Source organism: Anaerostipes sp. 992a, assembly GCF_001940245.1.
GTDB lineage: Bacteria > Bacillota > Clostridia > Lachnospirales > Lachnospiraceae > Fimousia.
This window is the reverse complement of sequence record NZ_MJIG01000004.1, coordinates 1,268,265-1,290,838: the sequence shown is the minus strand read 5'-3', so window position 1 is coordinate 1,290,838 and position 22,574 is coordinate 1,268,265. Positions and strand designations below refer to the sequence as shown.

General features: G+C 39.1%; 28 protein-coding genes. 15 read left to right on the top strand and 13 right to left on the bottom strand.

Translation table 11 applies throughout. The features are described from left to right. Window positions 1-6: 6 nt before the first annotated feature. A complete protein-coding gene (locus BHF69_RS10530) occupies window positions 7-939 on the bottom strand; it encodes a D-2-hydroxyacid dehydrogenase (RefSeq protein WP_075671331.1) in 933 nt (310 codons plus the stop codon). A 196-nt stretch (window positions 940-1,135) separates the two neighbouring features. Between BHF69_RS10530 and BHF69_RS10525 the strand changes: the two genes are divergently transcribed. The 7 genes from BHF69_RS10525 (at window position 1,136) to BHF69_RS10495 (ending at window position 8,503) form a co-directional block, all read left to right on the top strand. After that, window positions 1,136-2,485: a TrkH family potassium uptake protein gene (locus BHF69_RS10525; protein WP_083651241.1), complete on the top strand. Its 1,350-nt coding sequence runs from the start codon at window positions 1,136-1,138 to the stop codon at window positions 2,483-2,485. 27 nt (window positions 2,486-2,512) lie between these two features. Next, entirely contained in the window at window positions 2,513-3,160 is a 648-nt protein-coding gene (locus tag BHF69_RS10520) for a potassium channel family protein (protein WP_075671329.1), read from the top strand. Between the two features lie 120 nt (window positions 3,161-3,280). Beyond that, window positions 3,281-5,257 (top strand): ATP-binding protein, encoded by a 1,977-nt coding sequence (locus BHF69_RS10515; RefSeq protein ID WP_075671327.1) that lies wholly within the window; start codon window positions 3,281-3,283, stop codon window positions 5,255-5,257. After that, on the top strand, window positions 5,250-5,948 hold the full coding sequence (locus BHF69_RS10510; protein WP_075671325.1) for a response regulator: 699 nt from the start codon (window positions 5,250-5,252) through the stop codon (window positions 5,946-5,948). Before BHF69_RS10515 ends, BHF69_RS10510 begins: the two co-directional genes overlap by 8 nt. A gap of 118 nt (window positions 5,949-6,066) precedes the next feature. Beyond that, window positions 6,067-6,513 carry a MarR family winged helix-turn-helix transcriptional regulator gene (locus BHF69_RS10505; RefSeq protein WP_083651237.1) on the top strand — a complete coding sequence of 149 codons (447 nt, stop codon included), beginning with the start codon at window positions 6,067-6,069 and terminating at the stop codon, window positions 6,511-6,513. A 182-nt stretch (window positions 6,514-6,695) separates the two neighbouring features. Then, window positions 6,696-7,178, top strand: a complete 483-nt coding sequence (locus tag BHF69_RS10500; RefSeq protein ID WP_075671323.1) for a helix-turn-helix transcriptional regulator — start codon at window positions 6,696-6,698, stop codon at window positions 7,176-7,178. Next, window positions 7,175-8,503 (top strand): citrate/2-methylcitrate synthase, encoded by a 1,329-nt coding sequence (locus tag BHF69_RS10495; RefSeq protein ID WP_075671321.1) that lies wholly within the window; start codon window positions 7,175-7,177, stop codon window positions 8,501-8,503. Before BHF69_RS10500 ends, BHF69_RS10495 begins: the two co-directional genes overlap by 4 nt. 81 nt (window positions 8,504-8,584) lie before the next feature. Here BHF69_RS10495 and BHF69_RS10490 read toward each other — a convergent pair whose 3' ends face one another. The 8 genes from BHF69_RS10490 to BHF69_RS10460 form a co-directional block, all read right to left on the bottom strand. Further along, window positions 8,585-9,148: a chorismate mutase gene (locus BHF69_RS10490; RefSeq protein WP_075671319.1), complete on the bottom strand. Its 564-nt coding sequence runs from the start codon at window positions 9,146-9,148 to the stop codon at window positions 8,585-8,587. Window positions 9,149-9,286: 138 nt separating this feature from the next. Further along, window positions 9,287-9,421: a hypothetical protein gene (locus BHF69_RS14590; protein WP_278277000.1), complete on the bottom strand. Its 135-nt coding sequence runs from the start codon at window positions 9,419-9,421 to the stop codon at window positions 9,287-9,289. Window positions 9,422-9,445: 24 nt separating this feature from the next. After that, window positions 9,446-10,258, bottom strand: a complete 813-nt coding sequence (locus tag BHF69_RS10485) for a hypothetical protein (protein ID WP_075671317.1) — start codon at window positions 10,256-10,258, stop codon at window positions 9,446-9,448. 193 nt (window positions 10,259-10,451) lie between these two features. Then, window positions 10,452-10,808: a hypothetical protein gene (locus BHF69_RS10480; RefSeq protein WP_075671315.1), complete on the bottom strand. Its 357-nt coding sequence runs from the start codon at window positions 10,806-10,808 to the stop codon at window positions 10,452-10,454. 519 nt (window positions 10,809-11,327) lie between these two features. Continuing rightward, window positions 11,328-11,999, bottom strand: a complete 672-nt coding sequence (locus BHF69_RS10475) for an ABC transporter ATP-binding protein (protein ID WP_075671313.1) — start codon at window positions 11,997-11,999, stop codon at window positions 11,328-11,330. Beyond that, window positions 11,999-13,288, bottom strand: a complete 1,290-nt coding sequence (locus BHF69_RS10470) for a hypothetical protein (RefSeq protein WP_075671311.1) — start codon at window positions 13,286-13,288, stop codon at window positions 11,999-12,001. The genes BHF69_RS10475 and BHF69_RS10470 overlap by 1 nt, the downstream gene beginning before the upstream one ends. Then, on the bottom strand, window positions 13,285-14,298 hold the full coding sequence (locus BHF69_RS10465; protein WP_075671309.1) for an ABC transporter permease: 1,014 nt from the start codon (window positions 14,296-14,298) through the stop codon (window positions 13,285-13,287). Before BHF69_RS10465 ends, BHF69_RS10470 begins: the two co-directional genes overlap by 4 nt. A 1-nt stretch (window position 14,299) precedes the next feature. Beyond that, the gene (locus BHF69_RS10460; RefSeq protein WP_075671307.1) at window positions 14,300-14,701 is read right to left on the bottom strand and encodes a hypothetical protein; all 402 of its coding nucleotides are present in this window, start codon (window positions 14,699-14,701) and stop codon (window positions 14,300-14,302) included. A gap of 282 nt (window positions 14,702-14,983) precedes the next feature. Between BHF69_RS10460 and BHF69_RS10455 the strand changes: the two genes are divergently transcribed. After that, window positions 14,984-15,334, top strand: a complete 351-nt coding sequence (locus tag BHF69_RS10455) for a PadR family transcriptional regulator (protein ID WP_075671306.1) — start codon at window positions 14,984-14,986, stop codon at window positions 15,332-15,334. A 1-nt stretch (window position 15,335) separates the two neighbouring features. Then, window positions 15,336-15,731 (top strand): DUF6120 family protein, encoded by a 396-nt coding sequence (locus BHF69_RS10450; RefSeq protein WP_075671304.1) that lies wholly within the window; start codon window positions 15,336-15,338, stop codon window positions 15,729-15,731. Window positions 15,732-16,029: 298 nt separating this feature from the next. On the opposite strand, the gene BHF69_RS14185 is transcribed toward BHF69_RS10450, so the two are convergent. The 4 genes from BHF69_RS14185 to BHF69_RS14470 form a co-directional block, all read right to left on the bottom strand. Continuing rightward, window positions 16,030-16,206 carry a hypothetical protein gene (locus BHF69_RS14185; RefSeq protein ID WP_158022577.1) on the bottom strand — a complete coding sequence of 59 codons (177 nt, stop codon included), beginning with the start codon at window positions 16,204-16,206 and terminating at the stop codon, window positions 16,030-16,032. Between the two features lie 241 nt (window positions 16,207-16,447). Next, window positions 16,448-17,143 (bottom strand): hypothetical protein, encoded by a 696-nt coding sequence (locus tag BHF69_RS10440; RefSeq protein ID WP_075671302.1) that lies wholly within the window; start codon window positions 17,141-17,143, stop codon window positions 16,448-16,450. Between the two features lie 12 nt (window positions 17,144-17,155). Beyond that, entirely contained in the window at window positions 17,156-17,233 is a 78-nt protein-coding gene (locus BHF69_RS14860; RefSeq protein ID WP_442855859.1) for a hypothetical protein, read from the bottom strand. Next, on the bottom strand, window positions 17,212-17,370 hold the full coding sequence (locus BHF69_RS14470) for a hypothetical protein (protein WP_242946137.1): 159 nt from the start codon (window positions 17,368-17,370) through the stop codon (window positions 17,212-17,214). The genes BHF69_RS14860 and BHF69_RS14470 overlap by 22 nt, the downstream gene beginning before the upstream one ends. A gap of 200 nt (window positions 17,371-17,570) precedes the next feature. Here BHF69_RS14470 and BHF69_RS10435 point away from each other — a divergent pair, with 200 nt between their 5' ends. The 6 genes from BHF69_RS10435 to BHF69_RS10410 all read left to right on the top strand — a co-directional run bounded on the left by BHF69_RS10435 (window position 17,571) and on the right by BHF69_RS10410 (window position 22,490). Further along, window positions 17,571-17,951, top strand: coding sequence for a GntR family transcriptional regulator (locus tag BHF69_RS10435; RefSeq protein WP_075671298.1), 381 nt, complete (start codon window positions 17,571-17,573; stop codon window positions 17,949-17,951). Further along, the gene (locus BHF69_RS10430) at window positions 17,948-18,817 is read left to right on the top strand and encodes an ABC transporter ATP-binding protein (RefSeq protein WP_075671296.1); all 870 of its coding nucleotides are present in this window, start codon (window positions 17,948-17,950) and stop codon (window positions 18,815-18,817) included. Before BHF69_RS10435 ends, BHF69_RS10430 begins: the two co-directional genes overlap by 4 nt. Beyond that, window positions 18,804-19,457, top strand: coding sequence for an ABC-2 transporter permease (locus BHF69_RS10425; RefSeq protein WP_075671295.1), 654 nt, complete (start codon window positions 18,804-18,806; stop codon window positions 19,455-19,457). The genes BHF69_RS10430 and BHF69_RS10425 overlap by 14 nt, the downstream gene beginning before the upstream one ends. Window positions 19,458-19,661: 204 nt before the next feature. Beyond that, window positions 19,662-20,747: a polysaccharide deacetylase family protein gene (locus tag BHF69_RS10420; RefSeq protein WP_075671294.1), complete on the top strand. Its 1,086-nt coding sequence runs from the start codon at window positions 19,662-19,664 to the stop codon at window positions 20,745-20,747. After that, complete coding sequence (locus BHF69_RS10415; RefSeq protein WP_075671293.1) at window positions 20,734-21,762, top strand: polysaccharide deacetylase family protein; 1,029 nt, start codon at window positions 20,734-20,736, stop codon at window positions 21,760-21,762. Before BHF69_RS10420 ends, BHF69_RS10415 begins: the two co-directional genes overlap by 14 nt. 14 nt (window positions 21,763-21,776) lie before the next feature. Then, complete coding sequence (locus tag BHF69_RS10410) at window positions 21,777-22,490, top strand: GTP pyrophosphokinase (RefSeq protein WP_075671842.1); 714 nt, start codon at window positions 21,777-21,779, stop codon at window positions 22,488-22,490. Window positions 22,491-22,574 lie beyond the last annotated feature (84 nt).

Here is a 22,574-nt window from a genome sequence, read left to right as displayed (position 1 = left end):
CATGTACTAGGCAAGAAAATCGGCAATATGCTGATGGATAATATCCATTAATTTGTTGCGGGCCTGGATGCTTGCCCAGGCGGTATGTGGAGTGATGATCAGCTTGCGGCTGTCTTGAATGGCATAGAGAGGATTGTTCGCAGCCATTGGCTCTTCACAGAGAACATCCAATCCGGCAGCAGCGATTTGATTATTTTTCAATGCGTCTGCAAGATCTGCTTCGACTACGATTGGGCCACGGCCCAGATTCAGGAAGATGCAGGTCTTTTTCATTTTGGAAAAGGCTTCTTTCTTGATCAGACCTTCTGTATATTCATTGAGCGGTGCATGCACAGAGATAATGTCAGACTGGGCATATAATGTGTCCAGATCCACCTGCGCATATCCTTCCTGAGGTGCACTGCCGGAAGCAGAAGCATAGATGACCCTTGCGCCAAAGACCCTGGCAATGTCTGCTACTCGACGGCCAATATTGCCAAGTCCGATGATGCCCCAGGTGGAGCCTGCGATTTCATGGAAGCCTTCATCCAGATTGGTAAAAATATCGCTTTTGATATAGCTGCCGCTTTTTACATAGTCATCATAATAACGAAGCTTTTCCAGAAGATAGAAAAGCAGGGCAAAAGTATGCTGAGCGACACTTTCGGTCGAATATCCAGCTGCATTTCTCCAGGCAATGCCCCTCTCGGCAAGATAGTCCTTGTCCAGATTATCTGTTCCAGTTGCAGTAACACAAACCAGTTTCAGATGACTGGCATTTCCAATGGTAGAGGCATTTACTTCTATCTTATTGACAATTACGATATCAGCATCTTCGGTACGAAGAAGTGCTTCTTCTGGAGTGGAATTTGGATATTTTATCACTTGTCCCAGAGAATCGAATTTGGATAAGTCAATATCATCACCAATGGTTTTTGCATCTAAAAATACAATCTTCATAATTATATGATTCCTCCATTTCTGTTATATTTATCTGCCTTCTAGTATATCCTAAATCTGATATTTTGAAAATAATAGAATTTATTAGTCTTAATACGGTCTTAATACGAAAAGTGTCTTATTAATGCAAGCTTAATTATTCTCATGGGATAATGAATGAAAAAAAGAAATATTAAGATTTAGAGAGAGTGGTGTGATGAATAAAAAGAATAGGAAAAAGCATTTATCGTCTTTTCAAATTATTATTTTTGGCTTCCTATTTGTTATTTTATTAGGAAGTATTTTATTGATGCTTCCTGTGTCTACAAAAACAGGAGAGGGAGCGCCTTTTTTAGATGCGCTTTTTACCGCTACGTCCTCCGTGTGTGTAACGGGACTGGTGGTACATGATACTGCCACGTATTGGTCTGCCTTTGGGCAGACGATCATCCTTTTATTGATTCAGATTGGAGGAATGGGCGTTGTGACCATGGCTGTTTTGATTGCGATTATTTCTGGAAGAAAGATTGGATTGATGCAGAGAAGTACCATGCAGGAGGCCATATCTGCGCCTCAGGTAGGTGGTATTGTAAAGCTGACTAACTTTATTTTGAAGACGGCTATCTCCATAGAGCTGTTTGGAGCGGCAATTATGGCTCCAATCTTTTGTAAGGAGTTTGGACCTTTGAAAGGAATCTTATACGCCATTTTCCATTCCATATCCGCGTTTTGTAATGCCGGGTTTGATCTGATGGGAGAAAAAGCGCAGTTTTCCTCCCTTACGTCTTATGCAACGCAGCCGGTGATCAATGTGGTCATTATGATGTTGATCATCACAGGAGGAATTGGATTTTTAACCTGGGAAGATATTGCGGTGAATAAATGGCATATTCGAAAATATCGAATGCAGACGAAAGTGATTTTGCTGGTAACATCCATGTTAATTGTCTTTCCAGCCGTATATTTTTATTTTTGTGAATTTTCCAAAGGTATATGGAGCGGATGTTCTACATCTGAACGTCTGTTATACGCTTTATTCCAGTCAGTAACGCCGAGGACAGCAGGATTTAACACGGCAGATCTGACTATGCTCAGTGAGGCAGGTAAGATGATCATGATCCTTCTGATGTTAATTGGAGGTTCTCCAGGATCTACCGCTGGTGGAATGAAAACAACGACCGTTGCAGTGCTGATCGCATCAGCAATTGCAGTTTTTCGAAGAAGAGAGGACGCAAACTTTTTTGGCAGAAGAGTAGCAGAAGATACGATAAAATATGCAGTGACCGTATTGATGCTATATTTGGTCTTATTTTTAATGGGAAGCATTATTATCAGTGGAATTGAAGAGATTCCCATGTTGACCAGTATGTTTGAAGCAGGATCTGCCATAGGAACCGTCGGGTTAACGCTGGGAATCACACCTACATTGGGAGTTGTGTCCAGGGTAATCCTGATCATGTTAATGTTCTTTGGAAGAGTAGGAGGTCTGACATTGGTATTTGCAGCAGTATCTGGTACGAGACGGCAGCTTTCAAGACTTCCACAGGAGAAGATTACAGTAGGATAGAAGAAAGTGGCATAGGAGGATGAAAGAATGAAATCAATATTATTAATCGGACTTGGACGATTTGGAAAGCATATTGCAATAAAATTAAATGAACTGGGACATCAGATTATGGCGGTGGATAAAAAGGAAGATAGAGTGGAGGTTGTTCTTCCTTATGTCACCAACGCACAGATTGGGGATAGTACCAATGAAGAATTTTTAAAATCATTAGGGGTGCGCAATTTTGATGTCTGTATTGTAGCTATTGGAGATGATTTTCAGAGTTCTTTGGAAACAACCTCTCTTTTAAAAGAACTGGGAGGACAGCTGGTAGTAGCAAGAGCAACCAGAGATGTACACAAGAAATTCCTGCTGCGAAATGGAGCAGATGAGGTAGTCTATCCGGAGAAACAGCTGGCAAGCTGGACTGCTATTCGATATAGCTCGGATCATATTTTTGATTATATTGAATTAAGCGAAGAATATGCGATTTTTGAGGTATCTATACCGGATATGTGGATTGGAAAGACCATTGGACAGCTGGATATCCGAAAGAAGTATAGTATCAATATTATGGGAATTAAGACAGATGGAAAAATTGATTTTATGATTGGACCAGATTATACACTTTTACAGGGACAGACGATGATGGTGCTTGGAAATTATAAGGATGTACAGAAGTGTTTTCATATCTAAAAGGCATTTTTTCAAGGTTGGCTCCAAAGAATTCCAATGATATAATAAGAACAGAAGCCCAGGCGTTGATTTCGAATGCCTGGGTTCATTAACATAAGGATAGAATGGCAGGAATCAAAGATGAATGAGAAAAATCATAGAAGAGAACATGTGTTGGTCTGTCTGTCTTCCGCTCCATCCAATGCAAGAATTATTGAGACAGCATCCAGAATGGCCAGGGCTTTTCAGGGAGACTTTACGGCCCTTTTCGTAGAAACACCTGATTTTGCATCCATGAGCAGGGAAAATAAAAAAAGATTAAATGAGAATATTCTTCTGGCCAAACAACTGGGAGCCAAGGTGGAGACCTGTTATGGAGATGATGTTCCTTATCAGATCTCAGAATTTGCAAGGTTATCTGGAGTGACTAATATTGTGATTGGCCGAAGTGCAGTCCGTCGCAGGAGGCTTTTGATTAAGCCTACCATTACCGATCAGTTGATCGATTATGCACCGAATGCAGATATTCATATTATTCCCGACAGAGAGACTGGAAGTTTTTATCTTGTTGAAGAGGCAAGAGGGAAGAACGATGGATTTTTCTCCATTGGTGATATTATAAAATGCTTTATTTCCTTATTTGCCGCCACCTGTGTTGGGGTTGTTTTTCATCGATTTGGCTTTAGTGAAGCTAATATTATTATGGTATATATTTTAAGTGTACTAATTACAGCCGTGATTACGACCTATCGGGGATATAGTCTGGCCAGTTCTATTATTAGTGTGATCGTCTTTAATTTCTTTTTTACAGAACCAAGATATACGTTGTTTGCCTATGATAAAGGATATCCAGTAACCTTTATAGTTATGTTTCTGGCAGCATTTATCACTGGATCTTTGGCAGCGAAGCAAAAGGCTCATGCCAATCAGCTGGCAAGTCTTGCTTATCGGACGAAGCTTTTATTCGATGCCAATCAGCTTCTTCAGAAGGCAAAAGGTCGGGAAGAGATTATGACGGCAACGGCAAATCAGCTTTTAAAGCTTTTGGACCGGGATATGGTGACGATGCTGCGTAATGAAAAGGGAAATCTAGATAAACCTCATATTTACCTATCCAAGGAAAGCCGAAGAAAGGGACAGGAGGAGTGTCTTTCAGAAGAAGAAAAGGAAGCAGCCTTATGGACACTACAGCATAATAAGCATGCAGGGGCCGGAACGGACCATTATTCTCATCTTCCGTGGCTGTATCTGGCCATTCGGGTCAATAGTAATGTCTATGGCGTGATTGGAATTGAGGCGAAGAACAACCCATTGGACGCATTTGAGAATAGTATCGTTCTTTCCATTTTAGGAGAATGTGCCCTGGCACTGGAAAATAAGAAGAATGCCAGAGAAAAAGAGGAAGCGGCCATATTGGCGAAAAATGAACAGTTAAGGGCCAACCTTCTCAGAGGTATTTCCCATGATCTGAGAACACCGCTGACATCGATTTCTGGAAATGCCAGTAATCTGCTCTCCAATGGAAACTGTTTCGATGAACAGACCAAGGTCCAGATTTATGGAGACATTTATGAGGATGCCATGTGGCTGATCAATATGGTGGAAAATCTTTTATATGTCACTAGGATTGAGGAAGGGAGGATGCAGATTCATATGTCTGCAGAGCTGATCGACGAGGCCATTGAGGAGGCACTTCGTCATATCAAAGGAAAGGGGCATCAGATCAGGGTAGAAAGTACCAATGAACTGATTCTTGCCCGAATGGATCCGAGACTGATCGTTCAGACGATGATCAATATCTTAGACAATGCGGTAAAATATACGCCGGAAGGATCGGAGATAATAATTTCTGTCAAAAAGGATCAGGGACAGGTGATCGTGGAGATCAAAGATCAGGGACCGGGGATTCCTGATGAGGCGAAACCACATATTTTTGAGATGTTTTATACGGGCACCAATCAGGCATCTGACAGTCGCCGCAGCATGGGGCTTGGTTTATATTTATGCAAGGCGATCATCGATGCACATGGAGGAGAAATTACGGTTTTGGATCATAAACCCCGAGGAACGATTTTTCGATTTACACTATCTGCAGAGGAGGTAAGTATAGATGAATAAATTGCAAATTTTAGTCGTAGAGGATGATGCGCCAGTGCGTAACCTGATTACGACAACGTTAAAAGCTCATAAATATCGGTATCTGACAGCGCCCAATGGAGAATCGGCCATTTTGGAGGCATCTACGCATAATCCGGATGTTATGCTTCTGGATCTTGGGCTGCCGGATATGGATGGAGTAGATGTGATCAGGAAGATTCGCACATGGACCAATCTTCCCATCATCGTCATCAGTGCCAGAAGCGAAGACACGGATAAGATTGATGCTCTGGATGCAGGTGCTGATGATTATCTGACAAAGCCATTTTCCGTGGAGGAGCTTTTGGCCCGTCTGAGGGTGGTGCAGAGAAGGCTTGCGGCGATGCAGGGCAGTCAGCCAGCAGCCTCCGTATTTACCAATGGAAGATTAAGAATCGACTATGCAGCAGGGTGCGTGTTCCTGGGAGATGAGGAGCTACATCTGACACCAATCGAATATAAATTATTATGTCTGTTGTCTCAAAATGTGGGAAAGGTATTGACCCATACTTTTATCACACAGAAAATATGGGGAAACAGCTGGGAAAATAACATTGCATCCCTTCGGGTATTTATGGCAACCTTGCGTAAAAAAATTGAATCTGAGCCTTCCTCTCCTCAATACATACAGACTCATATCGGAGTAGGGTATCGTATGATGAAGGTAGAGTAAGGGTTATTTGAAAGTTAAATATGTAAATCAGTTAGGATGATTTTCTTTTTCTATTGAAAGGAAAATTTTTTGGTGGTATAGTTTCCTAAGTGAAATATAAACTTAGGGGGGAAGAGACGTGGAACAATCCATCGAATTATTGTTAAATGGAATTCAGATGCGAAAGTTATATGAGAAGTTGATAGAGCCTTTGCAAAAGGAGTATGGACTTCGAAAGATCGATATGAAGCTGTTATACTATTTGTCAAAATGGGATGAGAAGCATAATACGGCTAAGGACTTGAATCGACTAAGAATGTTCACGAAGGGACATATCTCTCAGTCCATTCACCGTATGAAGGAGCAGAAACTGGTTTGGATTCTTCAGGATCAGGAGGACAGACGGTATGAACACATTCTGTTGACAGAAAAAGCCATTGGGATCGTACAGGAGCTGGAGAAGATTCATGAGAAGATCCGAAGCATTACCTTTCAGGGGATTTCAGAAGAAGAAATTCGCTTTATGGTACAGATTGCTGAAAAGATCAATGGAAATATTGAGGATAGCCTGAATAAATATTTATAAATTCTTTAAGAAATGGAATCTAATCCATTTCTTTTCTTTTTCTTAAATTATTCTAAACACCATTGACTTAAAGTAATAATGTGGTAAGATAGTTTAAAATTAAACAGCATTTTGTAGGTGTCTGCCAAGGTGGACACGGAGTATAATCAAATCCGTCATAGTATGGCAGAAAGGATGATAGTATGGAAAAGAAAATGGAAATGGCAAGACGTTTTGTTCCTGCTGGAATAAAAACAAAAGAGACATTAGAAAAATTATTTTCACAGGTTTCTGTGATAGATTATGCTGCAATGTGGATCATTGCAAAGCTGATGGACCATACAGAAGGCGCAGAAAAGTTATATTTGAATGAAATTGCTGAGCAGCTACAGATTCCGATGAAGGAAGTAACCAAGATCGTAAAGAATCTTCAAGAGCGTGGATTGATCAGCTGGACCCACGATGGTGATGGAAGTGAAGGAACTTACATACAGATTACCAAGAATGGCAATGATACCATTGGGGAGCAGCAGCATACTTTAAAAGATTTCTATGGACAGGTGATCAAGCGATTTGGAAAAGAACGGTTTATGACCATGGTAAGCCTGGTTGGAGAATTTGATTATATCATGAACGATGAGATGAAGAAGCTGGAGGACGGACAAAAAGGGGAGATGGCAGAATGAAATACCAGGAAATCTTAGCTTATGCCAAGGAGCAGGAAGCAATATGTAGAAAGAATGATGTCATTTCAGACAAATTATTTGAAGAATATGGAGTGAATCGAGGACTGAGAGATCAGGACGGGAAAGGAGTTCTTACCGGCCTGACGAATATCTCTAAGATGATCGCATTTAAGAATGTCAATGGGAAAAAGGTACCATGTGAAGGAAGACTCTGGTATCGCGGATATCCCATCGAGGAATTGGTAGAAGAGGCCAAGGTCAAAGGATTTGGATTTGAACGGACCGCTTATCTTCTTTTATTTGGGGAAAAGCCAAATGAGGAAGAGTTAAAGCGTTTTTGTGAGATTTTGGCAGTCAGCAGAAACCTTCCTACCAACTTTACCAGAGATGTCATTATGAAAGCACCGACGAAGGATATTATGAATTCTATGACGAAAAGTATTCTGACACTGGCATCTTATGATCCGGAGGCCAATGTGACAACTGTAGAAAACAGTCTTCGTCAGTGTATTCAGCTAATCAGTATTTTCCCTATGCTAGCGGTATATGGATATCTGGCATATGACCATTATGAAAATATGAAGAGTATGTTCATTCATCGTCCGGATCCTAATTTATCAACAGCTGAGAACATTCTGATGATGATGCGCGCCGATCAGCAGTATACAGAGTTAGAAGCAAAGGTTTTGGATATTGCACTTATGCTTCATATGGAGCATGGGGGAGGAAATAATTCTACGTTTACTACCAGAGTGGTAACTTCATCTGGTTCTGATACCTATGCGGCTATGGCAGCAGCGATGTCTTCTTTAAAAGGACCAAAACATGGTGGTGCTAACTTAAAGGTTATGGAGATGATGGATAACATTCGTGAAAATGTTCATGATATAAAAGATAAAGAAGAGATTGAAAACTATCTGGCTAAGATACTGGCAGGGGAAGCTTTTGATCATAAGGGTCTGATCTATGGAATGGGCCATGCCGTATATTCTCTGTCCGATCCGCGAGAAGTGATTTTCAAAGGATTTGTAGAAAAGCTTGCAGCAGAAAAGCACAAAGAGGATGACATGTTCCTCTATAACAGCATTGAAGAAATTGCACCAAAATTAATTGGAGATAAGAGAAAGATTTATAAGGGTGTAAGCCCTAATGTGGATTTCTACAGTGGATTTGTATATGAGATGCTGGGAATCCCGAAAGAATTATATACACCGATTTTTGCCATGGCAAGAATTGGGGGCTGGAGTGCACATCGTATTGAGGAACAGATTGGAATGAATAAGATCATTCGTCCAGCATATATGAGCGTTATGAAAGAAAAATAAGATCATATACGAAAAAAGGCTGCCAGATATGGCGGCCCTTTTTTTGTATATGTGTGTCCTCTGGTTAAAGAGAGGAGCGTTTTATGATAATAAAGCAGTAATTGCAAAATCAGAAGCTTCTTTTCCAATCTGGCATAACAACTGTTTCATATTAGCTTCATTAACATTGCCCAGCAGTGTCATAGTAATTACCTGCTTTTCCCCTTTTGTTTCCAGACTCATGGATTGAATGGTTACTTTGTTTAATTTTATCATATTCATATGCATGTTCAGGTCACTGGAAGCAATGTCACAGGTAAAGGTGATTGCTACCTGTGTGTGTGGAGTAGTTCTATCTAGTCCGGCAGTATGTAAGTTGTCAGTGAGAACCATTTCCTGCATATCAGTTAAAAATCCATATTCATATCTTCTGCAGAGACTCATTAAGTGTTTTAAAAAAGCAATATATTCATCATAAATGGCAGGATCCACATCAGATGCCCGGTTCTTAATGATGGATAGCTCACGTTCTAAAACGAAAACATCCCCTCCGGTCATCGCCTTTGCTTCGGCTACCCCTTTTCCACAGGCCATTCTCTGGATAAATAATGGTTTTATTTGTGTATCGATGGCATCAATTTGCACACGGATCTCGTCTAAAGTCATGGTTGTTCTCCTTTTCTCTTAAAGTTAAAAGAATTTTTCAGCAGTCCGATAAATTCTTATCGCGCTCTTTCGCTGAATAAAGCATATCAGAAAAATGCAAAAAATTCTACCATCTATAGAAAAGGATTCTTAATATAATTATTTATCGTTCTTTTTACGATCCATCTTTTTTAGAATAAAAATAATAATTCCGGCAACGATACCTAGCATCAAAATGGATAGTAAAAGACATACAAGAGTTGCCATAGTTGATAATACGAGTGCTTCTGTCATGGAATCCTCCTTTCTCAAGTAACTTTATTTCCAAGAATGTTGTACTTTGATTTTTTTATTTGTTGAGTCTTTATCAAGGTATTTAACTGTTGTTGACAGTTTGATGGTAGTTTGACTTTGTGTACCAGCACCAGAGTTATCAAGCTGAAATCTGGCATACATATTTACATCTGATTTTCCAACTGTTCTGGCTGTTGAATCTGTGATATATACTCCTATAGGAGAAAGAGAACCTGTAATACCTGTACTAGCAGACCATTTAACATATGCATCTCCAAAGTTTTCGTCAATTCCTTTTGAATTAAGCTTATAGTGGTTTTCTAGACAACATGTACCAATTCCTACACCAACTGATACGGTAATTTTTGCTGTAAAGTATCTATTTCCATAGGACTTCCACATTTTTTCACCATTTGTTGCTGCATATGCTGGAGAAATTAATTTATCCATTATTGTCCCAACTATTGTTTTGTCTTCTCCATCTTCAAATTCAATATAAGCTTCATAATTATCATCAATATCTAATTTTTTTCGTCCATATTGTATTTCGCTTTTGTTTTCATTCATAATAGATTCAATATCTATATCTTCTGCTATTTCAATTGCTTCATCAATTTTTTTACAACAAAGTTCTTCTATAACTTTAGGCTCCGTTCTTTCAATAATATTATTTTTTTCAGATGGACTCATTTTCTCATCTTGATATGCCTCATCTAAAATTTCTTCTAGTTCATTAATAGATTGGATTTCATAGGAGGGTTCTTCAGCAAATGCCTCTGTAGCAATACTTCCTGATAAAATGATAACGCTTAATATTATTCCTAAAAATCTTTTCATATATTTTCTCCTTTATAATAACTCTAAGTATTTGGTAATATACTTTTCTTTTTCTTAGTGCTATAATTGGAGCGTCCATACATTACATTCATCTGATTTCTCAGATGTTGGTTTGCCGCCATTTGTTTTGTATGGATTTTTTATTTTTCCATAAATCATCACTCCTCCATTTCATTAACTCCAGTTACCCGAACTACAATAAATCAGAATTCAGAATCTCAACAAGGACTGTATTGGATAACTCTTGAATATAATTGATAGAAATATCACTTGAATCAACTTTAATCTCCTGTTTTCTCAATTTTGCTTTTTCTAGCTTTTCATATCCCTCTATATGGATATAATTATTATCATGAATTGCTGCATTATTTATAATTGTCAGTTTATCACCTGGCTGAAATTGATCAGCATTATCCCCTCCATAGATCTCCAAAAGTTCTATATTTCTCAAACTATAAGCACTTGATATAGAATCAGTGTCTTGGGCATCCATTTCTATTACACTATTCTCTTTCGAAAGATCATCCATAATTTTTGCTTTTAGAATCAACTTAGAAGTCTCCTTCAGTTCTTAGTAATCAAATAGAATACATTCTGACTGAATCGGAATATCTTTTAATTTAGCAACTGACTCACTCGTTCCACAAGAACACAGTATAAGCATTATACCAACCATGATTGTCATCACAAATAACCCCTTCGGATAACTGAAGATTACCGCCGCATTTGAAATGCCGTTGAGTTTCCCTTCATAACGATACACGTAGAATTCACCACCGCCAACGGTCACAAGGCTGACAGCCTTTTAAATGAGATTGATGGAAATACGCGACTTCGATTGGATGCACAGCCTGTGACAAGGGCCTGACATGGGAAGCAATCGTATCATCCACAATGCAGCAAATGGGCGATTGTCGTTCTGTGTAGATGACTTACTTGAGCAAAATCAATGGTTTTCCCTCTATATCCACGGAGAAAACCGGAAACGATAATGGCCATTAAATGGTTCAGAGGGTTTTTTTATTTTGTGCAAGATTTGGAATTTTCTCATTCATAGTTATAGATATATTTATTCAAATACACTCCCATCTTCCATATAGAGTCTCCGCCCGCATCTTGTCGCCACATCTTTATCATGGGTTACGATAATCACGGTAGTTCCCTGTGCATTCAGTTCGGAAAATAGATCCATGATCCTTTTTCCAGTTTCCTGATCCAAAGCCCCTGTGGGTTCATCTGCCAATATAAGCTTTGGTTCCGCAATCATTGCCCTGGCAATCGCGACCCGCTGGCACTGTCCTCCGGATAATTCCGATGGATATGCATGAATCTTATCTGCTAATTCCATCTTTTCCAGAATCTTTTTTACGCGTCTATCAATCTCTTTTCTCCTATAGGATCCATAGATCAATGGCAGACGGACATTCTCTTTTACCGTCATGCTGTGGATCAGCGCAAAATTCTGTACTACAAATCCTATATTTTGATTTCGAAAGACAGCCCCCTGACTTCTGCTCAGATTAGAAACATTCTCTCCATTAAAAATATAAACTCCATCCGTTGGTCTTGTAAGCCCTCCAAGAACATTGAGCAATGTGGATTTGCCCGATCCGCTCTTGCCCATGATGGCAAGATAGCTTCCCTCTTCTATCTTCAGATTTACGCTTTTTAGTGCATGGACCTTCGTTTCTTCCGTTTTTCCATATCGTTTACTAATGTTTTTCAGCTCCAAAAATGCCATTATTCTGCTCCTCCTATTAGGTCTTTTACCTCAAAATGCAGTAATTGATACATCATATAAATAGTCTCAGCCAATATAATACCAATGGCAATCAGTATGACCCAGATAACATTTTTCATGCTGCATTGGCAGATACCCATGACTGCCAATGAGACCATTACTCCCGCCGTCATAATGATGATATCCAACAACATGATATCGCTTACGATATCCCAGACAGAAGCACCACACAACATTTCTATCCCATACCGTTCTCTTTCCTCTTTCATAAATCCATATAATGTGTATATGGTTGAAAGACAGACGAACAGAAGAGTAATGCCAAGTATGACCATGAATTGCTTTTCCACTTCTTTTGTCATGGATGAATAATCATCCAGAATAGATGCTGCTCCATCTTCTGGCTCTTTGATATACACTCCGAAATCCTCTGCTTTCTCTTCTTCGATAAGCTTATCAACTTGTTCTTTCACTTTCAGATATCCCTGCTCTGAAATGATCACACCGGCTATCTGCTGAAGATTCATAATCTTTGCATGCTCCGTGGCCTGCTCTGATTCCTGGACAGGTATGATCATATATCGTGCTGTGGATTCCAAAGACTCTGATAAAGTATCATAGTAAAAGGATTGTTTTGAGAGCATCCCCACTACTTTAAATTCTGTTTTTTCAAAAAGATACTCTCCCTCTAATGTATCACCAATCTGAAGAGAGCCTTCATAATCTGATCCCAGTATGACCGGTATGGGTTTCCCTCTCTTATAAACATAATCAGACTCTTTGAATCCGTTGCCTTTTTCCACTTTGATGTCAAATTCATCAAAAAAATCCTCTGAAACCTGAAGGGACTTTATAAAATATCTTGTAGTATCTTCCTCCTCTGAAATACTGCTTTCATATTCTCCAGACTCATATCCATAGAGAAATTTATGATTCATCTCTTTTCCCCACAAATCCACCGGTTGATGTGCGATACTGATATATCGAAAAGACGACTCCTCATAGAAAGCCTGCTTCATCCTATTTAAAGTATGAAACCCTTCCTCATTCTCTTTTTCCAGATATGTATAGTAGAATAGATCTGTAGTCCCTTCGTTTACCGTATAATAATATTTATTTCCATAAGTTTCTGCATAGGCTTCTGCATTGGTCTCCAGTCTCTTCCCATCCTCTGTCATAAGCCCAGCCAGAGATAGAACAATGGCCACCTGCACAATCATGATACATACCAGGATAGGATGCCTCCGAATCAGATTTGTTACATTTTTGATCATAAATAGATACTTCATCCTTTTAATGCCTCCTCCAATGGTGTCTTAAGAAGCCCGATCATAGAAAATAATAGAAACGGAAGTAGTACGATGGTTGCAGCTAGATAGCCTGCCATAAGGTAGTTCCAATAACTCGGATAGAAAACGCCACAATAAAGAATGGCACCAGTAAATGTCAGCAGAAACAGAATCCCAAATCTTTTCAAAAACAGCAGGATGATCGACCTGTCATCGGCTCCCAGCAGCCTCCGTACATAAATCTCTTCCTTCTGACTCTGAAGCCAATCGGAAGATAATAATACAGCACACAGGATCAGGGCAAGGAACATCATGATAAACTTTCTCCCATACATAAAACTGGGAACTACAGATTCAAAAAAATTCTCTCCTCCAGTCAGTTCTTCTGTATGGACTCCCCTGCCTTCCAGTCCGGAAACCATCTTGTCCCTTACAGCTTCATAATCTGTCTTTTTCAAATAATCCAGTACACATATGGATGTCTCCATAATCTCATCTGAAATACATCCATTAACAAAGATATAATCATCCAGTAAAGTATCCTCTTCATACCCGAGAATACCAAGCACTTCAAACTCTTTTCCCTCCAGATCAAGATATCGTTTTCCATCTTTTGTATATGTGATGAATTCCAGCCTTTTTCCTAAAACAGCTACATAACGATCTTCTTTAAAATCCTCTTTTCGAAAAAATCGTCCCTCTTTCATAGGAAGGTTCACATATTTCTTATTAAAATATATGGCCCTTACTGTATATCCATCTTTCTTCCTATCTGCTGTGACCGCAACTGAGCTTTTTAGGTTTTTTGCTTCGTTGATCGCTTTCTGAAATTTTTTATCTCCAGATGACAGTGACAGATATGTATATGCCTTTCCAAATGCTCCTGAATCCATGCTGGCTAATGTCTCACTGATGGTAATGTGATTTAACATGAGAATCAGAAGGATTGGAAATAACAAAAACAATACAAATAGTTCCACTGTCGCTTTTTTTCTTTTTAAGACTTTCATTTTAATGTCCATATTTGGCATACCCAGTTTTAAAATACAATTGATACGGTTTATTTAAATTGTCAAAAATCGTTTTCGTGTTGGAAGCCTTTGCGGTTACATCACCACTACTATATACTTTTCCAGAATCTGCAACAGCTCCAGATGCACTTGATGATGATCCTCCAATATACGCTCTAACATAATGTCTTTTATTGTATCCTACAGTCTTGGCTGTAGTTGTCTTTTTCCATACATCTCCCCCTGTTACCCTTTTTACATACGAATAAGACGAAGATCCAGAAAAACTGTCTGCCAAACTAATTGCATAAACATTGGAAGCAAATAAAAGTATAACCACCACACACATTACAGTTACCCTATTATACATACTCTTAAATATATTTTTGTCACTTATTATCATGCCTATCTCCTTTTAATTTCTTGCCATATTAATAGTATCATTAAAGTCTCTCATACATTACATTCATCTGATTTCTCAGATGTTGGTTTGCCGCCATTTGTTTTGTATGGATTTTTTATTTTTCCATAAATCATCACTCCCTTTTCTTTTCTACAAAATTTACATTTTCTTCTAATTTAATTATATTCTTCTTATATATATTTGTCAATTATATATTTTTATAAAATATATTGTTTATAAATAGATTATACATTATAATCTTTTAAAAGGAGTATTATCAATATGGCAGCTCATAACCTTTATAAGCTAGATATGCTTATACTTCATATCCTATCCAGACACGACTGTTATGGATATGAGATTACGCAAATTATCAACAAGTATTCCAACAACACCATAAATACACGGGTTTCATCCCTATATCCGATTCTATACCGCATGATCGAACATGGATATATCACAGATTATGAAAAGATCATCAAGCAGAAAAGGAAACGTGTGTATTATCATCTAGAACCAGAGGGATATGATGAGTTGAATAAAATGTTGATGGAATACCATGCACTAGTAGCTGGTATCCAATCCGTTCTTGATTATGATGGGATACTATTACAAAAAGGGGAGAATTCATAACATGACATCACAGAACGCCAGGGCTTATTGCCGACGCTTTCAAAAAGAAGTAACTACTATATTCCCATTTAAAGGGAAAAAAGAAAAAGAATATCTAGAACATCTTCAGATGGAGATAGAGGGATATGTGGAGGAGTTTCCAGGCAATTCTTATGAAGAAATGCTTACATACATCGGTACTCCAAAAGATGTGGTAGAAAGCTATTTTCAACATGTAGATAACGATTACTTATTATCTCATATGAAAAAATCCCGTTATATCCGCAATGCTCTGGCTGTGATTGTAGGAATGCTTCTTATCCTTTGTGTTTATCGAGGAGCTCTGATTTATCAAAGTTATCGAGCAGCAGAAAATGCTACGATTACTGAAATAGAGACCACCATTGAAGAAGAATAAGGGGAGAAATTTGTATTATGAAAAAAACAATAAACCAGATTATCATCATGGCATTTTTTATTATTATGTCTTGTACAACTTTTATCACTGCATCACCCATAACGGAATCTAATTCCAATCCAGTAATAGAAGTAATCCAATTGAATAACGGAGATTATATCGAGATTACAATAGAAGAATCCACTTCACCCATCTCACTTCTTGCAACTACACAAATAAAAAGTGGCAGAAAAACTGCAGCCTATAAAAATAGCGCTGGAACTATTATGTGGTCTGTGACCGTACATGGTACATTTTCTTATGTAAAAGGTGTCTCCTCTAAATGTACTAAGTCGACCGTAACTACCACATGTCCAAGCTCAAGCTGGAAGATTACTAACTCATCTGCCACCAGATCAGGCAATACTGCTACTTCTAAAGCAACTGCAAAAAAATACGTAGATGGTACCGCTGTGGATACTATAACCAGATCCATTTCATTATCATGTAGTAAAAATGGTACTTTATCCTAGAAATAAAGAAACGTAAGATGTGAAACTTTTATGAATCAACCTTAAATTATAGGGCATTAATATCATATCTTATTTTTACGTTTACCTACTCTGGATATCATTAAAGACTTTGTTAGTTTGTCGCCATTGAATTTGTATGGATTTATTAAATAGATTGTAAAAGACATACAAGAGTTGCCATAGTTGATAATACGAGTGCTTCTGTCATGGAATCCTCCTTTCCAGCCGGATTTTCTCTGTAACGACAGCATGTTCATAGCTGTCGTTGTCAAAATCCTCTTCCTGCAGTTTTTCATCTGTGTAAAAAGCAGCTTCATAATCCATGTATTCAAAGCTGTCAAGGTTTCCATTTACGATAACGCAATAATAGGGAGAAGCGGTCATGGTCTGTCCCTGTCCATGATGGTTTCCTTTGCCCACATACAAATCTTCCCTGCTGGTATAGTATTCATACGAGGTATCCCCCAGATATTCAATGAATAGGATGAGTGAGGGATGCATAGGATCGTATTTTTCCGTACTGATGTAATAGACATAATGAAAATCATGTTGTCTTTTCTCATATTTTTCATATCCGCCCAGGCTTCCTGTTTTCATAGCATTAGCATATAGATCGGGATATTGACGGGATAGCTCATTAGCGGAGTATTCGTTTATTTCAGATATGATGGTATCCTCTTCCTGGTTTGGATTGTAGAGATTACAGACGCAGAACAGCATTCCAAAAAATAGGAGGACGATAATAAAGATTAAAGTGAGAAAGTGGGGAGAAGGCCATCGACGTCCAATAAATGCTCCATTCTTCCAATTCTTTTGTATGTGATGGTTATATAGAGCGTTATAGGTGATCAAAAATACCATCGCTGATAAAAATAACCCAAGAAGCAAGAATATTAACATATGGAACACCTCCTACAAATGAAATTTTTGTGATAAAGCGGATTTTATCTTTATGACCTTGTTCCTTGCTATGATGACCGAATGACTGATCCTAAGAAATTCTGCCGCATCCAGCTCTTTTTCCAACTGCCATAACCGGCATCGTCATCCAGTTCAAAACCACATGCCAGCATTGTTTCAGAAGCCCATTGATAATTTTTTTCACTCACTTGAATCTTGACTTTCATTTTACTTACACCCTCCTTCTTTTAATCCAAACATACCATATTTTATAATGATGATTCAATAAAATGGAATAAGTTACATATATTTGTTTGTAAAATACATGAATGCGGTTGTGGATTTTTTCTTCAAAATTGTTGACAAAAGTATATACTGTATATATAATCAATATATACAGTATATACTTTATAAAGGAAGTGAACCAATGAAAGTTATTATATCAAATCAATCCGAACTTCCGATTTATGCGCAGATCAGGGAGCAGATCAAGGAACAGATTTTAAATGGCCAGATTGAAGAAGGAACCATACTCCCATCCATTCGAAAGCTTGCAAAGGAAGTGGGGGTCAGTGTGATTACCACCACCCGTGCTTATAATGATTTAGAAAAGGAAGGCTATATTACTTCAGTACAGGGCAAAGGAAGCATTGTACTGCCGAAGGATAATGAGGTTATGAAGGAGCGTTATCTGATGCGGATTGAGGAGGGGGTTATGACAGCCATCCATACAGCTCAATATATTGGAATGGAGGAAGAGGAGTTTCATAATCTGGTATCCAGTCTTTGGAAGGAGATGGAAGAATGAATGCATTAGAAGTGAAAGGATTATGTAAGAATTATAAGGAATTTCAGTTAAAGGACGTATCCTTTTGCCTTCCAAAAGGGTTTGTCATGGGGTATATCGGAGAGAACGGAGCGGGGAAGACGACCACGTTGAATCTGATTACCCATCTGTGTCATCAGGATGCGGGAATGGTATCCATTGGTGGGATTACTTATGAAGAGGATACAAGGAGATACTTGGAAAGTATTGGATTTATCGGAGATGAGTCTTACTTCCCGGGAACATTTCGGCTCAAGGATGTGAAGGCAGTATGCAAGATGATGTATTCGAGCTTTCAGGAGGATAAGTTTGATCAGATGGTGGAGAACTGGAAGCTTCCGGCCAAGACCAGGATTGCCAATTACTCCAGAGGCATGAAGGTGAAGCTGATGTTTGCTTCTGTACTCAGCAGGGATACCAGTATATTGATTTTGGATGAAGCTACGAATGGTCTGGACCCGGTTATGCGGGCAGAGGTCATAGAGATGCTTCAGGAATATATTATGGATGGGGAGCATAGCATCCTTTTTTCCACTCATGTGCTGGATGACTTAGAGCAGATTGCCGATTATATTGTATTTATTCATAGAGGAGAGATTCTTCTCAATCAGACCAAAGAAGAGCTATTAGAATCCTATGTGATGGTACGGGGAGATGTGGCAGATCTTAACGAAGGAAGAAGAAGGAAGATGATTGGGATGATTCAGGGAGCATATGGATTTGAAGGGCTTTTACGGAGCCGGGATGCAGAAGGGTTTGGCAGTATGTTTGCCATAGAACCTGCAGATATTGATCATATTATGCTTCATTATATTAAGAATGGAGGGAAAGAGAATGCATGCAGGTAAGATGATGTTGGTAGATATGAGAAGATGTAAGTTTCAGTTGACATTGATTCTACTTTTCTTTCCAATCGCAGTTTTTATGATGAGAGGAACGGAAGCCTTTGATGTGATGGGGACCCTGTATCTGACCTTTGCAGGAGTTATTATGGCGGCCCAGCCATTTCTGTATGAACAGAGAGTGGAAGCAGGATTTCTCTATTTGCTTCCAGTGACAAAAAGTGAACGGGTATGGGGCAGATATTTGTTTGGGTTCTCGTTGAATTTGGTCATGGTTCTGGCTACCATTCTTCTGGTGGCATTGAAAGGAAATCTGATGCAGGAAGGAGCCTTTTTCCAGATCGCACTTTGCTTCGGACTCGGTATGATTACCATTTCCCTGCAATATCTTTTGTTTTATGCCATCGGAAGGATAAAGAGCCAGCAGTTTGCCGGAATTATGATGATGCTTCCTGGCTTTTGTATGTATTTTGGATTTAGCTTTCTGATGGAAAAGGTGGGAAATGATTGGGTGGAAGTATTATTCTGGATGGAAAGGCATATGAATGAGATTATGATCGGAGCGGTCGTTGCTGGATATTTAATCTGGATCCTTGGTGCTGTGATTTCCTTGGCAATTGTCAGAAGGAAGGATTTTATTCAATAAAAAAATGAAATGAAAGGCGTATGGATTTTCTTAACAGATTTGAAGTACGCCTTTAGAATTGTAAGATGAATTTAATACCTTTGTAATGGCCAATTTGTTTACAAAATTAATGGAATAGACTATAATAATTTCGTATGATTTGTAGATATTTGTCGAAGTACTCGGTGAGGAAAACGCAAGGTTAGAAGAGGGATAGGGTTCATTATGGAAGAGAAAAAGAATAGAAAAGGAATGGAATTTCAGCAGAGTCATCGTAAAGAATTTCATTATCAGAGGCCTGAAGTGAACAGGATCATAATGCCGGAAGAAAAAAGACGGAGAGAAGCCCAAGAGAGGGCACGTCTGGAAGCTGCACAAAATACAGGAAGTGGATTTTCGTTTAAGAAGGAATCGCTGCTTCGTATCTGTGTGTGTGCAGTAATTCTATGTCTGGTGGTTCTTGGGTTGAGAAAGATTCAGGTGATTCATAAAGAGCGGGTTGCAGCAAAGGAATTCGAGAAGCAGAAAGAAGCTCAGGCAAAGATCAAGCGCGATCAGTGGGTAAAGAGGAATGGCAAGTCTTATTATTATGGAAAAGACGGCAATATTACCATTGGGCGTTTTGTTAAGGGGAAGAAGATTTATTATACGGACGATAAAGGAGCCATAACAAGGACCATTGACGGTACGAAGCCGATGGTATCTTTAACCTTCGATGATGGACCGTCAAAGTATACAGATGATATTGTGAAAGTACTGGAGAAGTATCACTGTGCAGGAACCTTTTTTGAAGTGGGAGAGCGTATCGCAGAGTATGAAGAAGAAGAACAGGCGGTGGCTGATTCCTATAGTGAGTTGGCAAATCATACTTATTCTCATCAAATTCTCACCAAGGTGGGAGCTGATACGATAACTACTCAGACGGAAAAATGCAATGAGGTATTAAGAAAAGCAGGTCAGACGGATCGTATCCTGTTTCGGGCACCGGGTGGTGGTGTCAATGATACGGTAAAGCAGACAGTAAAGATGCCGATTATCTTATGGTCTGTGGATACCCTGGACTGGAAGATACGAAATGCACAATCCGTATATGAGAAAGCGACGACGAATATTAAGGATGGAGATATCATATTGATGCATTCTTTATATGAATCTACCTATCATGCAGTGGAAAAGATCGTACCTGAACTAAAGGAACAGGGATATCAGTTGGTAACGGTTACCGATTTGATCGAGTTCCGCGGTGGTGCCAAAGATGGACAGGTCTATATGGACTTCCCACCGACAGATCAGGAAAATGGAGAAAACTAGAGAGGATTTAGTGGGAAAGATGAAGAAGAAAAAGAAGTTGGTTCGTATGGTTCTTTATATTGGACTGGTGTTGGTGCTTGGTATGGTGATCTATCAGGTAAGATCAGCCTACCTTAGAGCGGAAGCAGCTAAGGCAGCGGAAGCGAAGAAGCAGGCACAGGAAGAGGCAAGACGAAAAGAAGAAGCACGAAAGAAAAAGAATGAATGGGTAAAGAAGGATGGAAAATCCTATTACTACGGAGAAGATGGCAAAGTGGTCATCGGACGCTATATACAAGAGAAAAAGATTTATTATACGGATGATACCGGGGCAGTCGTAAGAACAGTAGATGGAGAAAAGCCAATGGTAGCCATTACTTATGACGATGGGCCATCTCAGTTTACCGATGATTTTGCTCAGCTATTTAAAAAACATGATTCTGCTGCTACATTTTTTGAAGTGGGAAATCGAATGAATGAGTTTGAGGAAGAGGCAAAGACGATTACAGAAGCTTATTGTGAGCTGGCCAACCATACATATACTCACCAGAATTTAACCAGAGTATCAGTAAGTGGGATGCATAATCAGTTGAATAAGTGTGATCGTAAATTAAGAGAGTTTGGAGAGCAGGCAGAGACAATTCTGGTTCGTCCGCCAGAAGGGGCAGTCAACGAAACCGTGAAGAAGAACATTCATGCGCCGATTATTCTATGGTCGGTGGATACTCTGGACTGGAAGTCCAGAAATGCAGAATCTGTTTATCGTAAGGCAACGACCAATATTAAGGATGGAGATATTATCTTAATGCATTCCTTATATGAGTCTACGCTGAAGGCATCCAAGCGAATTGTACCAGAATTGATCGATCAGGGCTATCAGCTGGTGACAGTAACGGATCTTGCACAATTCCGTGGTGGATTAAAGAATGGCGAGAAGTACTTTGACATAAAACCAGTAGAGTCAGAGAAAGAAGATCAGAAATCACAGGACGAGACAACAACGACAGAAGAAGAAAAGACAACTGAGGAATTATAAATATGACAACAAAGATGGAAGAGAAGAAGAATCATCCGGAGGAATACCGGGTAATTCAGGAATCTGCGATTTACATTCAGGAATCACAGGAATTTATGCTTCTGATGATGAAGTATAAATGTGCTATTAAGGAAGTGCGGACCAAACTGGAGGTACTCAATGAGGATTTTAGCGTACGGCATAAGAGAAATCCCATTGAGCGGATTTCCAGTCGGATCAAGACGCCAGGAAGCATTGTGGAGAAGCTTCGCAGAAATCACTGGCCCATATCAGCGGATAGTATTTATGAAAATCTCCATGATGTTGCAGGAGTACGGGTGATCTGTTCTTTTGTAGATGATATTTATCGGATTGCGGAGGTGCTGTTGAAGCAGGACGATATCCGTTTGATCCGCAAGAAGGATTATATTACATATCCGAAGGAAAATGGCTATCGAAGTCTGCACCTCATCGTAGAGATACCGATTTTTCTTGCGGACCACAAAGAATATATGCAGGTAGAAGTACAGATACGAACCATTGCCATGGATTTCTGGGCCAGTCTGGAGCACAAGTTTCGATACAAGAAGGACATCGCCAATGTCAATGATATGGAAGCCAGACTGAAAAAATGTGCAGAGGAAAGTGCAAGGCTGGATTTGGAGATGCAGGCAATCAATCAGGAGATCGAGCAGGTATATCCGGCTATGACCAGTGGATTAAAATCTGTTTATAAAAAAGAACGATAAGAAAGAACACTGTTTTTGAACCGAAAGGGGAGAGAACAGTGTTCTTTCTTATTTCGTAATTGAAAAAGTTTTTCATAAAATGCA

Excerpts from the sequence above, each read along its gene's own strand:
- BHF69_RS10530 (WP_075671331.1), bottom strand. The coding sequence starts at position 939 with ATGAAGATTGTATTTTTAGATGCAAAAACCATTGGTGATGATATTGAC.
- BHF69_RS10525 (WP_083651241.1), top strand. The coding sequence starts at position 1,136 with ATGAATAAAAAGAATAGGAAAAAGCATTTATCGTCTTTTCAAATTATT.
- BHF69_RS10520 (WP_075671329.1), top strand. The coding sequence starts at position 2,513 with ATGAAATCAATATTATTAATCGGACTTGGACGATTTGGAAAGCATATT.
- BHF69_RS10515 (WP_075671327.1), top strand. The coding sequence starts at position 3,281 with ATGAATGAGAAAAATCATAGAAGAGAACATGTGTTGGTCTGTCTGTCT.
- BHF69_RS10510 (WP_075671325.1), top strand. The coding sequence starts at position 5,250 with ATGAATAAATTGCAAATTTTAGTCGTAGAGGATGATGCGCCAGTGCGT.
- BHF69_RS10500 (WP_075671323.1), top strand. The coding sequence starts at position 6,696 with ATGGAAAAGAAAATGGAAATGGCAAGACGTTTTGTTCCTGCTGGAATA.
- BHF69_RS10495 (WP_075671321.1), top strand. The coding sequence starts at position 7,175 with ATGAAATACCAGGAAATCTTAGCTTATGCCAAGGAGCAGGAAGCAATA.
- BHF69_RS10490 (WP_075671319.1), bottom strand. The coding sequence starts at position 9,148 with ATGACTTTAGACGAGATCCGTGTGCAAATTGATGCCATCGATACACAA.
- BHF69_RS14590 (WP_278277000.1), bottom strand. The coding sequence starts at position 9,421 with ATGACAGAAGCACTCGTATTATCAACTATGGCAACTCTTGTATGTCTT.
- BHF69_RS10485 (WP_075671317.1), bottom strand. The coding sequence starts at position 10,258 with ATGAAAAGATTTTTAGGAATAATATTAAGCGTTATCATTTTATCAGGA.
- BHF69_RS10475 (WP_075671313.1), bottom strand. The coding sequence starts at position 11,999 with ATGGCATTTTTGGAGCTGAAAAACATTAGTAAACGATATGGAAAAACG.
- BHF69_RS10470 (WP_075671311.1), bottom strand. The coding sequence starts at position 13,288 with ATGAAGTATCTATTTATGATCAAAAATGTAACAAATCTGATTCGGAGG.
- BHF69_RS10465 (WP_075671309.1), bottom strand. The coding sequence starts at position 14,298 with ATGAAAGTCTTAAAAAGAAAAAAAGCGACAGTGGAACTATTTGTATTG.
- BHF69_RS10460 (WP_075671307.1), bottom strand. The coding sequence starts at position 14,701 with ATGATAATAAGTGACAAAAATATATTTAAGAGTATGTATAATAGGGTA.
- BHF69_RS10455 (WP_075671306.1), top strand. The coding sequence starts at position 14,984 with ATGGCAGCTCATAACCTTTATAAGCTAGATATGCTTATACTTCATATC.
- BHF69_RS10450 (WP_075671304.1), top strand. The coding sequence starts at position 15,336 with ATGACATCACAGAACGCCAGGGCTTATTGCCGACGCTTTCAAAAAGAA.
- BHF69_RS14185 (WP_158022577.1), bottom strand. The coding sequence starts at position 16,206 with ATGGATCTGGTTATAGTATCCACAGCGGTACCATCTACGTATTTTTTT.
- BHF69_RS10440 (WP_075671302.1), bottom strand. The coding sequence starts at position 17,143 with ATGTTAATATTCTTGCTTCTTGGGTTATTTTTATCAGCGATGGTATTT.
- BHF69_RS14470 (WP_242946137.1), bottom strand. The coding sequence starts at position 17,370 with ATGAAAGTCAAGATTCAAGTGAGTGAAAAAAATTATCAATGGGCTTCT.
- BHF69_RS10435 (WP_075671298.1), top strand. The coding sequence starts at position 17,571 with ATGAAAGTTATTATATCAAATCAATCCGAACTTCCGATTTATGCGCAG.
- BHF69_RS10430 (WP_075671296.1), top strand. The coding sequence starts at position 17,948 with ATGAATGCATTAGAAGTGAAAGGATTATGTAAGAATTATAAGGAATTT.
- BHF69_RS10425 (WP_075671295.1), top strand. The coding sequence starts at position 18,804 with ATGCATGCAGGTAAGATGATGTTGGTAGATATGAGAAGATGTAAGTTT.
- BHF69_RS10420 (WP_075671294.1), top strand. The coding sequence starts at position 19,662 with ATGGAAGAGAAAAAGAATAGAAAAGGAATGGAATTTCAGCAGAGTCAT.
- BHF69_RS10415 (WP_075671293.1), top strand. The coding sequence starts at position 20,734 with ATGGAGAAAACTAGAGAGGATTTAGTGGGAAAGATGAAGAAGAAAAAG.
- BHF69_RS10410 (WP_075671842.1), top strand. The coding sequence starts at position 21,777 with ATGGAAGAGAAGAAGAATCATCCGGAGGAATACCGGGTAATTCAGGAA.